The sequence below is a fragment of the Phocaeicola intestinalis genome (assembly GCF_014837065.1).
Lineage (GTDB): Bacteria > Bacteroidota > Bacteroidia > Bacteroidales > Bacteroidaceae > Phocaeicola > Phocaeicola intestinalis.
In genome coordinates, this window is the sequence record NZ_JACSPP010000013.1 from 67,069 (window position 1) to 78,433 (window position 11,365).

Annotated in this window: 7 protein-coding genes and 1 tRNA gene; all 8 read left to right on the top strand. The window is 44.5% G+C overall.

Translation table 11 applies throughout. From position 1 onward, the window contains the following. The first annotated feature begins 23 nt into the window (after window positions 1-23). The 8 genes from H9625_RS06285 (at window position 24) to H9625_RS06320 (ending at window position 11,262) form a co-directional block, all read left to right on the top strand. Window positions 24-1,628 (top strand): xylulokinase, encoded by a 1,605-nt coding sequence (locus H9625_RS06285; protein WP_022041240.1) that lies wholly within the window; start codon window positions 24-26, stop codon window positions 1,626-1,628. A gap of 30 nt (window positions 1,629-1,658) precedes the next feature. Beyond that, on the top strand, window positions 1,659-3,203 hold the full coding sequence (locus H9625_RS06290) for an alpha-N-arabinofuranosidase (RefSeq protein WP_087210875.1): 1,545 nt from the start codon (window positions 1,659-1,661) through the stop codon (window positions 3,201-3,203). Between the two features lie 6 nt (window positions 3,204-3,209). Beyond that, window positions 3,210-5,186 (top strand): alpha-L-arabinofuranosidase C-terminal domain-containing protein, encoded by a 1,977-nt coding sequence (locus H9625_RS06295; protein WP_087249324.1) that lies wholly within the window; start codon window positions 3,210-3,212, stop codon window positions 5,184-5,186. Window positions 5,187-5,804: 618 nt separating this feature from the next. Then, window positions 5,805-5,877: transfer RNA gene (locus H9625_RS06300), tRNA-Gly, on the top strand. Window positions 5,878-6,125: 248 nt separating this feature from the next. Next, a complete protein-coding gene (locus H9625_RS06305; RefSeq protein ID WP_022039084.1) occupies window positions 6,126-7,430 on the top strand; it encodes a DEAD/DEAH box helicase in 1,305 nt (434 codons plus the stop codon). A 254-nt stretch (window positions 7,431-7,684) separates the two neighbouring features. Continuing rightward, window positions 7,685-8,755: a 3-phosphoserine/phosphohydroxythreonine transaminase gene (gene serC / locus H9625_RS06310; RefSeq protein ID WP_191763467.1), complete on the top strand. Its 1,071-nt coding sequence runs from the start codon at window positions 7,685-7,687 to the stop codon at window positions 8,753-8,755. 178 nt (window positions 8,756-8,933) lie between these two features. Next, window positions 8,934-9,854: an NAD(P)-dependent oxidoreductase gene (locus tag H9625_RS06315; RefSeq protein WP_013616292.1), complete on the top strand. Its 921-nt coding sequence runs from the start codon at window positions 8,934-8,936 to the stop codon at window positions 9,852-9,854. 160 nt (window positions 9,855-10,014) lie between these two features. Further along, entirely contained in the window at window positions 10,015-11,262 is a 1,248-nt protein-coding gene (locus tag H9625_RS06320; protein WP_013616293.1) for a DUF1015 domain-containing protein, read from the top strand. Window positions 11,263-11,365 lie beyond the last annotated feature (103 nt).

An 11,365-nucleotide genomic window follows, 5' to 3' on the forward strand; every position in this document is an offset into this window, starting at 1 on the left:
TCATATAATCATATAATCATATCATGAATACAGACACAAAATCAATTATCGAATCAGGAAAGGCTATTTTGGGTATCGAATTGGGTTCGACTCGTATTAAAGCAGTATTGATCGACCCCGAAAACAAACCTATAGCTCAGGGAAGTCATGTTTGGGAAAACCAATTGGTAGATGGACTGTGGACTTATAGCATTGATGCCATTTGGAACGGACTTCGGGATTGTTATGCCGATCTATGTGCTGATGTAAAGAAACAGTACGATACGGATATAGAAACTTTGGCGGCTATTGGCGTTAGTGCCATGATGCACGGTTATATGGCTTTCAATGATAAAGAGGAGATTCTCGTTCCGTTCCGTACGTGGCGCAATACCAATACAGGCATAGCTGCAGCAGCTCTTTCGGAAGCATTTGTTTACAATATTCCGTTGCGCTGGAGCATCTCTCATTTGTATCAGGCTATTCTGAACGGTGAATCACATGTAAAAGATATTGCTTATCTGACAACTTTGGCTGGATATGTGCACTGGCAGTTGAGTGGGAAAAAGGTATTGGGCATCGGCGATGCTTCGGGTGTGCTTCCCATTGACCCTGCTACAAAGAATTATTCGGCAGAGATGGTGGAGAAATTCGATAAAATGGTTGCACCGAAAGGCTTTTCTTGGAAATTGACCGATATTTTGCCTAAGGTGTTGCAAGCCGGTGAGAATGCAGGTTTCCTGACACCTGAGGGTGCTAAAAAACTTGATGGGTCCGGCCGTTTGAAAGCAGGCATACCTTTGTGTCCTCCCGAAGGAGATGCAGGAACAGGTATGGTGGCTACCAATGCTGTGAAGCAGCGTACAGGTAATGTATCGGCAGGTACTTCTTCGTTTTCTATGATTGTACTGGAGAAAGACTTGTCGAAACCGTATGAAATGATTGATATGGTGACTACGCCTGACGGCAGTCTGGTTGCCATGGTACATTGTAATAATTGTACTTCCGACCTTAATGCCTGGGTTAATTTGTTTAAAGAATATCAAGAACTACTGGGGGTACCCGTAGATATGAATGAGGTTTTCGGAAAACTGTATAATCATGCTCTTGAAGGAGATGCTGATTGTGGTGGACTGATTTCTTACAATTACATTTCGGGTGAACCGGTAACCAGACTTGCTGAAGGAAGACCTTTGGTTGTACGTTCTGCCAATGATAAATTCAACCTTGCCAACTTTATGCGTGCCAACCTGTATGCATCTGTGGCTGTGCTGAAAATAGGTAATGATATTTTGTTCAACGAAGAGAAAATCAAAGTAGACCGTATTACAGGTCACGGAGGATTGTTCAAGACAAAAGGGGTAGGACAGCGCATTTTGGCGGCAGCACTCAATTCGCCTATATCTGTTATGGAAACGGCCGGTGAAGGCGGTGCCTGGGGTATTGCTTTGTTAGGGTCTTATTTGGTGAACAATCCACAAAAATTGTCGCTTGCCGATTTCCTTGATGAACAAGTATTTGCTGGGAACACAGGTGTGGAAATTAAACCGGACCTGAAAGATGTAGCAGGATTCAATGCATACATTGAAACTTATAAAGCTGGTTTACCTATCGAAGAAGCAGCTGTAAAATATAAGGTTAGTGAATGAGCCGATTAATGATTAATTAAAGAAGAAAAAATGAAAAACAAACTGATTCTTAGTGGCTTGATGCTGGGCGTCAGCCTTGCTGTATCCGCACAACAACACGCGACTGTAACCGTTCACACAGAAAAGGCTGAACAAATCATTCCGAAAGAAATATACGGACAATTCGCCGAGCATTTGGGTACCTGTATTTATGGGGGCTTGTGGGTAGGTGAGGATTCTCCTATTCCTAATACAAACGGATACCGTAATGATGTACTTGAAGCGTTGAAAAAATTGAAAGTACCTGTATTGCGTTGGCCAGGCGGATGCTTTGCCGATGAATATCATTGGATGGATGGCATTGGACCCAAAGAAAACCGCCCGAAAATGGTGAACAATAACTGGGGAGGGACTGTAGAAGATAATAGTTTTGGTACTCACGAATTTCTTAACTTGTGCGAGCTTTTGGGTTGCGAGCCTTATATCAGCGGCAATGTGGGAAGCGGAACAGTAGAAGAAATGGCAAAGTGGGTGGAATATATGACATCTGAGCAGGGAAGCCCCATGGCAAAGTTGCGTTTGCAGAATGGACGTGAAAAACCTTGGAAAGTAAAATACTTTGGTGTAGGTAATGAAAGTTGGGGTTGTGGAGGCAGTATGCGTCCGGAATATTATGCCGATTTGTATCGTCGTTATTCTACATATTGTCGTAACTACAATGGAAATAAATTGTTTAAGATTGCCAGCGGTGCCAGCGATTACGATTATAATTGGACAGAAGTGTTGATGCAGAATGTCGGTCATCGTATGGATGGTGTATCTTTGCATTATTATACAGTACCTGGATGGACTGGAAGTAAAGGTTCTGCTACTAAGTTTACAACCGATGATTACTATTGGACGATGGGTAAATGCCGTGAAATTGAGGATGTGTTGAAGCGTCACATGGCTATTATGGATAAATATGATCCGAAGAAACAAATTGCTCTTATCGTCGATGAATGGGGTACTTGGTGGGATGAAGAACCCGGTACAATTCCCGGCCATCTGTATCAGCAGAACACGATGCGTGATGCGTTTGTAGCTTCACTTACATTGGATATCTTCCATAAATATACCGACCGTGTGAAGATGACCAACATAGCCCAGATCGCTAATGTGCTGCAATCGATGATTTTGACGAAAGAGGACAAAATGGTCCTGACGCCGACTTATCATGTATTCGAAATGTATAATGTACATCAAGATGCTACGTTCTTGCCATCAGACCTGCAATGTACCTATAAGAATGTGCGTGATAATCGTGTGGTACCTATGATTAGTACAAGTGCTTCGCGTGACAAGGAAGGACGTATTCACTTGTCGTTGTCTAATATCGACCTTGAAGAATCGGCTGAGGTAACCGTTAACCTGGAAGGTTTCGAGGGGAAACAGGTTACGGGACGTATCCTGGCTGCAGATAAGATTGATACGTATAATACGTTTGAAAATCCGGATGCCGTTACTGTGAAGGATTTCAAGGATGTTAAGTTGCAAAAGGGCGGTTTGTTGGTAAAATTGCCTGCTATGTCTATTGTTACACTCGAAATCAAATGATAATTTATGAATAAATCAACAATTTTCAGTTTGGCCTTGGCGACTTGTTGCTGTACGGGGCTGGCGGCACAGGAAGTCAACCACATGGTGGTAAAGGCAAACAAGCCAGGTGCCGAAATCCAACCCACCATGTATGGACATTTTTTTGAGGATATTAATTATGGTGCAGATGGAGGATTGTATGCCGAATTGGTCATGAACCGTTCATTTGAATTTCCCAATCGTCTGCAAGGCTGGAAAACATTCGGTAATGTTACGGTCTTGGAGGATGGACCTTTCGACCGTAATCCACATTACATTCGTCTTGCAGATCCGGGACATCCGCATAAGCGTACAGGGGTAGTCAATGAAGGCTTTTTCGGCATTGGATTGAAAGAAAATGCTCAATACCGCTTTACTGTGTGGGCCAGAGGAAACGGGCAGAAGATCCGGGTGGAACTCATTGATCCGTATTCGATGGGGGAAACTCAGGTGTTGACTTCGGGAGACGTAGCCTTGAACTCGGCTGATTGGAAAAAATATGAATTGGTGCTTACTGCTCCACAAACCATTGATGCGGCACAGCTGCGTATCTTCCTGGCTTCTGCAGGCAATGTTGACTTGGAGCATATTTCACTTTTCCCCGTCGATACATGGAAAGGGCGTGAAAATGGTTTGCGTAAAGATCTTGTACAGGCCTTGGTTGATACCAAACCAGGTGTATTCCGTTTCCCTGGTGGATGTATCGTAGAAGGTACGCATATCAATGACCGTTATCAATGGAAAAACTCAGTAGGTCCTGTAGAGAACCGTCCGTTGAACTCGAACCGATGGGAATATACTTTCCCTCATCGTTATTATCCTGATTATCACCAGACATATGGTATGGGATTTTACGAACTTTTCTTGTTGGCTGAAGATATGGGCGCTGAGCCTCTTCCGATTGTTAATGTAGGTCTGGCATGCCAGTATCAAAACGATGATCCTAAAGCGCATGTCCCAGTGGACAGCCTGCAAAGCTATATTCAGGACGCACTTGACCTTATTGAGTTTGCCAATGGTGATGAAACAACAAAGTGGGGTAAACTTCGTGCCGAAATGGGACATCCCGCTCCTTTTAATATGAAATTTATTGGAGTAGGAAACGAGCAGTGGGGACCGGAGTATCCCGAACGTCTGAAATATTTTGTCGATGCTATCCGCAAAGCTTATCCCGATATTCAGATTATCGGTTCATCTGGTCCGAATTCGGAGGGTAAGGACTTTGATTATTTGTGGCCTGAGATGAAAAAGTTGAAAGTGGATTTGGTCGACGAACATTTTTATCGCCCCGAAGATTGGTTCTTGAAGTCGGGCAATCGTTATGATAATTATGACCGTAAAGGACCGAAGGTGTTTGCAGGAGAATATGCTTGCCACGGAAAAGGAAAGAAATGGAATCATTTTTATGCATCATTGCTTGAAGCTGCTTTCCTGACAGGAGTGGAACGTAATGCTGATGTAGTGTATATGGCTACTTATGCTCCTTTATTGGCGCATGTGAAAGGCTGGCAATGGCGTCCGGACTTGATTTGGTTTGACAATTTGCGTAGTGTACGTTCATGCAGCTGGTATGTGCAATACCTTTATGGACACAATAAAGGTACACAGGTTGTGCCTTTGTTGATGGATGGCAAGGCTGTAAGCGGTCAGCCAGATCAAAATGGTTTGTTTGCCAGCGCTGTGTGGGATGAACCTACAAAAAGCTATATCGTTAAGATTGTCAACGTATCCGATAAGGCTCAATCTGTAACGGTAGAATTTGATGGCTTGAAAAAGAAAAAACTTGCTACGCAAGCCGATTGTATCCTGTTCCACTCGGATAATCCGGATGAAGAAAATTCGTTGGATAATCCCAATCTGATTACTCCGAAAGAAAGTAAAGTTACTGTTGATGGTAAGACTTTGCAGTCTGAAGTAGGTGCACAGACTTTTGTTATCTATCGTGTAAGTATGCAGGAATAATCTTCCTCTTGTAGGGAAACAGGTTGAAGGAAGAACTGGTTTGCCATTTTATTGGAATAATACCTTGAACTAGCTATATTTCCATTGCTGTTTTGGTGATATTGATAGGGCAAGGTATTATTTTGTTTGGATGGTTTATATGTGGTGAAATGTCGGATGATTAGAGCATTTTTTGTATATTGGAGGTAAGAGCCTGTCGTTTAAATTTTGCTCAGGTTAATTTTGCGAATTGTTTTCGAGGATGTTTTTCTGATTTTATAAGGAGGATAGCGGGCTATCTGACGAATAAAATCGGGGAAACAGACCGGAAACAAACGCAAAAGAACCTGATAGAATATTACTTTATTGGAAAATTTAAACGCTCTAAATGTGAATGTCCGATCCGTTTAATTAATATGCTTTCAAAAAGATGATATACTTCATAAGCCATTCCAGTTAATTGCGACAGCTTACGAAGATAATTGGAACGGCAAAGTAAGATATCTTCATCTGGAAAGTGCCTGTTATTGGGGGTAATTGCGTATATTGCATATTTTGATTAAAAAATAAATATTTGATGTGATTTCGTTTGGCTATTTCACAATAAAATTCTATTTTTGCACCCGAAATAAAGGTAATGCGGTAGTAGCTCAGTTGGTAGAGCATCAGCTTCCCAAGCTGAGGGTCACGGGTTCGAGTCCCGCTTACCGCTCTTAAAAGATCCTTGGTGGCTAAACAAATGGCCATCAAGGTATTTTTATGTAGTAATATTTCTGAAAGAATGCCTGGTTGAACGGGCACTGTCTCTGCCGATGCAGTATATATTTTTGAACATCTTTTACTCTGAATGTATACTTTTGATGCATTTATCTTAAAAACAGTGCCTGAATCTTTTGTGGTTATTATTTGAATCGTAAAAATGTCGTAATATAATACTTGGGTAATATAATGATAAAAAATATGGATGAAATACTGGAACGGATGGGTATAAAGGTGTTGAATGAGATGCAGCGTGCATCCCTACAGGCTTTCGGTGAAGGAGGCGATTTGGTCTTGCTTTCGCCGACAGGCTCAGGTAAGACGCTGGCCTATTTGTTGCCGTTGGTTTCTTTTCTTAAATCCGGTGTGAAGGGAGTGCAGGCAGTAGTGCTGGTACCTTCGCGTGAATTGGCCTTGCAAATTGAGCAGGTGTTTAGGCAGATGGGTACTCCTTTCAAGGTGATGAGCTGTTATGGTGGCCGTCCGGCGATGGACGAACACCGGACGATGAACAGCTTGTTGCCTTCAGTTATCATCGGTACGCCGGGACGCATGAATGACCATTTACAGAAGGCGAACTTTGATGCCTCAACGGTACGGATGCTGGTTATCGATGAGTTCGACAAGTGTTTGGAGTTTGGCTTCCAGGAAGAGATGGCTTCTGTGCTCGGGCAGTTGCCATGCGTGGAGCGGCGCCTTTTGTTATCAGCTACGGATGCCGAGGAAATTCCCCGCTTTGCTGGAATGAACCGTATGCATAAGTTGGATTTCCTACATGCTGGTATAGGTTCGCGCCTGCATATATATAAGGTGGAGTCGCCTGTGAAAGATAAGCTGGAGACATTGTACAAGCTGCTCTGTTGCTTGGGTGATGAGTCAACGCTGGTGTTTTGCAACCATCGTGAGAGTGCGGAGCGAATAGGGACGTACCTGCGTGGAATGAAGGTGTATGCCGAGGTGTATCACGGAGGAATGGAACAGGAAGAGCGTGAGCGGGCGCTTTATAAGTTCCGTAACGGTAGTTGTCCGGTATTGGTGTCGACCGATCTGGCGGCACGTGGGCTTGACATTCCCGAAATCCGTAATGTGGTGCATTATCATCTGCCTGTTTCCGCTGACGGTTTTGTGCACCGCAACGGACGCACAGCACGTTGGGAAGCTGAAGGTAATGCTTATGTCATCCTTTATAGTGAGGAGCAGTTGCCCGGATACTTGGACGGGGAGATGGAAATGTTTGAATTCCCTCAACGATTGCCCGAACCTGCGCTGCCTCGCTTCGTGACCTTGTATATCGGGAAAGGGAAAAAGGACAAGGTCAACAAGGTGGATATTGTGGGCTTTTTGTCGAAGAAGGCTAACCTTGGGCGTGATGACATCGGCAAGGTGGACGTGAAGGAACGTCATGCCTACGCTGCCATTGCACGCAATAAATGCAAACAAACATTAAATCTTATACAAAATGAAAAGATAAAAGGGGTAAAAGCTTTGATAGAATTGGCAAAATAATAACTTTGTGTCAGAAATATCTCAGTGAACTTCTCAGTTACGTACAAAATGCTATGATTGCAGGACGGATGTAAATCATAGGGGGATTGAGATGTGTCAATATGTAATCAAAATCACGATTCAGTTCTTATTTTGTAAGAAAAAAGGTGGTCCCGGCATAAAAATATAAGGAAATCTTTTGGGAGTCTAAAAATTATCACTATATTCGCAACAAAAGAATTTAATGATATTGTCTAACCTAAACAAACTGCCAAATGAAAAAACATAATTTTAATGCGGGACCTTCTATTTTGCCTCGCGAAGTAATCGAGAAAACAGCTCAGGCAATTCTGGACTTTAACGGTTCAGGGCTTTCGTTGATGGAAATCAGTCACCGCGCTAAAGACTTCCAACCGGTGGTGGACGGAGCTGTGGCATTGTTTAAAGAACTTTTGAATATCCCTGACGGCTATTCGGTATTGTTCCTAGGGGGTGGTGCGAGCTTGGAGTTCTGCATGGTACCCTACAATTTCTTGGAAAAGAAAGCCGCTTATCTCAATACAGGTACTTGGGCAAAGAAGGCGATGAAGGAGGCTAAGGCTTTCGGTGAGGTGATTGAGGTGGCTTCTTCGGCAGATGCCAACTACACTTTTATTCCGAAAGGGTATGATGTACCTGCTGACGTAGACTATTTTCACATCACGACTAACAATACCATCTATGGTACAGAGTTGCATGCCGATCCGGAAGTGAACGTGCCGTTGGTGGCAGATATGTCGTCTGATATCTTTTCACGTCCGATTGACGTATCGAAGTATATCTGTATTTATGGCGGCGCGCAAAAGAACCTGGCTCCTGCAGGCGTGACTTTTGTTATCGTGAAGAATGATGCGGTAGGGAAAGTTTCGCGTCACATTCCGACCATGCTGAATTACCAGACCCATATCGAGAAGGGCTCTATGTTCAATACACCTCCTGTAGTGCCTATTTATGCGGCTTTGCAGACCTTGCGTTGGCTGAAGGCGCAAGGCGGGGTAGAGGAAATGCAGCGCCGTGCCAAGTTGCGTTCGGACATGCTGTATGCCGAGATTGACCGCAACAAGTTGTTCCGTGGTACGGTGACGGCTCCCGAAGACCGTTCGTATATGAACATTTGTTTTGTGATGGCTGACGAATATAAAGAACTGGAAGCTGATTTCTTGAAGTTTGCCACCGAAAAAGGTATGGTAGGCATTAAGGGTCACCGTTCGGTCGGAGGATTCCGTGCTTCATGCTACAATGCACTGCCTGTGGAAAGCGTACAGGCATTGATTGACTGCATGCAGGAGTTCGAGAAGATGCATTGATTTGCTCAGTTATGTTTCACGGGAGTTAAAGGTAGTTATGTTTCACAGGAGTTATCACTTCGTTCAAGGAGTTAAAGGTCAATACTCTTGCCTCTGAAAATTGTAAAAGGTATTGGCATCTAACTCCCTCTAACTTCTTTTAACTCCCTCTAATTTATTAATTTAACATTGGATTTCTATGAAAATATTGGTTGCAACAGAGAAACCGTTTGCTAAGGTAGCGGTAGACGGTATCCGTAAAGAAATAGAAGGAGCTGGTTACGAATTGGCCCTGTTGGAGAAATATACCGATAAGGCGCAATTGCTGGATGCGGTGAAAGACGCAAATGCTTTGATTATCCGGAGCGACGTGATAGACAATGAAGTGTTGGATGCTGCTAAAGAACTGAAGATTGTAGTACGTGCTGGAGCGGGATATGACAATGTAGACCTTGAAGCGGCTACGGCTCATGGCGTATGCGTAATGAACACGCCGGGGCAGAACTCGAATGCGGTGGCAGAGCTGGCTTTCGGAATGATGATAATGGCTGTCCGCAATTTTTATGACGGCAAATCCGGTACGGAGTTGAAAGGCAAGAAACTGGGTATTCATGCCTACGGAAATGTGGGACGCAATGTCGCCCGTATCGCTAAGGGTATCGGCATGGAGATTTATGCTTACGACGCTTATTGTCCCAAAGAAGTGATGGAGGGTGACGGAATCGTTCCGGTAGATTCCGCCGAAGCCTTGTACGAAACCTGTAACGTGGTTTCGCTTCACATCCCGGCTACTGCTGAAACGAAGAATTCCATCAATTATGATTTGGTGAACCGTATGCCGAAGAACGGGCTGCTGGTGAATACGGCACGTAAGGAAGTCATTAACGAGGCAGACTTGCTTCGCTTGATGAACGATCGTCCTGACTTGAAGTATGTGACGGATATCATGCCGGTCCATCATGCCGAATTTGCCGAGCAATTCCCCGGACGTTATTTCTCTACTCCGAAGAAGATGGGCGCACAGACCGCCGAAGCCAATATCAACGCGGGCATAGCAGCCGCAAAACAGATTGTCGGCTTTTTGAAAGACGGATGTGAGAAGTTCCGGGTGAATAAGTAACTATCAATTAACAATTAATAATTAATAGTTAATAATTGACTATGCGGCACTGTGATTGTTTTGTTCTTTCGGATTACAAATCCGGCGTAGCAAAATCCATACCGCGTATGATATAATTGTTAATTATTAGTTATTAATTATTAATTATCAACTGAATACTATGGTAAAGATAAGACCCTTTAAAGGCATACGTCCGCCGAAAGAGTTGGTGGAGGAAGTGGCTTCGCGCCCCTATGACGTGCTTAATTCGGAAGAGGCGCGGGCAGAAGCCGCGGGCAATGAGAAATCGCTGTATCACATTATCAAGCCTGAGATAGACTTTCCCGAAGGAACGGATGAGCATGACCCGCGCGTATATGAAAAAGCGGCAGAGAATTTCCGGATGTTCCAAGAGAAAGGCTGGCTGGTGCAGGATGAAAAGGCGTGCTATTACGTCTATGCCCAGACGATGGACGGGAAGACCCAATATGGATTGGTGGTAGGTGCGTACGTGCCCGACTACATGAACGGGAACATCAAGAAGCACGAACTGACCCGCCGCGATAAGGAAGAAGACCGCATGAAGCATGTACGGGTGAATAATGCGAATATCGAACCGGTTTTCTTCGCTTATCCGGAAAACGCGGAACTGGATGCGATTGTGAAGAAATATGTGGAACGGAAGCCTGAATACGATTTCATCGCGCCGGGAGACGGATTCGGCCACACATTTTGGGTAATAGACGCGGAGGAGGACATCGAAGCCATCACGCGTGCATTTGAAAAGATTCCTGCCATGTATATTGCCGACGGGCATCACCGGAGTGCGGCGGCTGCACTGGTGGGGGCGGAGAAAGCCCGGCAGAATCCGAACCACAAAGGGGATGAAGAATACAATTACTTCATGGCAGTATGTTTCCCCGCCAATCAGTTGACCATTATTGACTATAACCGGGTTGTGAAGGATTTGAACGGATTGACTCCACAAGCTTTCATCGAAGCCTTGAGAAAGCATTTTGAGGTGGAGGAGAAGGGGGCGGAAATCTATAAGCCGCAGGCTTTGCACAACTTTTCGCTTTATGTAGGGGGCAAATGGTATAGCCTGACCGCGAAGCCGGATACGTATGATGATACTGACCCGATAGGCGTGCTGGATGTGACGATTTCTTCCAGATTGATTCTGGATGAGATATTAGGCATCAAGGATTTGCGCTCGGACAAGCGCATTGATTTCGTAGGCGGCATCCGTGGATTGGGAGAGCTGAAGAAGCGGGTGGATAGCGGCGAGATGCAAATGGCGCTGGCGTTGTATCCGGTATCGATGAAGCAGTTGATGGACATTGCCGATACGGGCAACATTATGCCGCCCAAAACCACCTGGTTCGAGCCTAAGTTGCGTTCGGGGCTTGTTGTTCATAAGCTGGAATAGGAGTTAGAGGGAGTTATTTCAGAAACGCAGATTCACGCAGATTATTTTAATTGAATATCCGCAAACATCCCATGTAGGGGCGTATCGCATACGCCCTGAAGAC

Excerpts from the sequence above, each read along its gene's own strand:
- H9625_RS06295 (WP_087249324.1), top strand. The coding sequence starts at position 3,210 with ATGAATAAATCAACAATTTTCAGTTTGGCCTTGGCGACTTGTTGCTGT.
- H9625_RS06320 (WP_013616293.1), top strand. The coding sequence starts at position 10,015 with ATGGTAAAGATAAGACCCTTTAAAGGCATACGTCCGCCGAAAGAGTTG.
- H9625_RS06305 (WP_022039084.1), top strand. The coding sequence starts at position 6,126 with ATGGATGAAATACTGGAACGGATGGGTATAAAGGTGTTGAATGAGATG.
- H9625_RS06315 (WP_013616292.1), top strand. The coding sequence starts at position 8,934 with ATGAAAATATTGGTTGCAACAGAGAAACCGTTTGCTAAGGTAGCGGTA.
- serC (WP_191763467.1), top strand. The coding sequence starts at position 7,685 with ATGAAAAAACATAATTTTAATGCGGGACCTTCTATTTTGCCTCGCGAA.
- H9625_RS06285 (WP_022041240.1), top strand. The coding sequence starts at position 24 with ATGAATACAGACACAAAATCAATTATCGAATCAGGAAAGGCTATTTTG.
- H9625_RS06290 (WP_087210875.1), top strand. The coding sequence starts at position 1,659 with ATGAAAAACAAACTGATTCTTAGTGGCTTGATGCTGGGCGTCAGCCTT.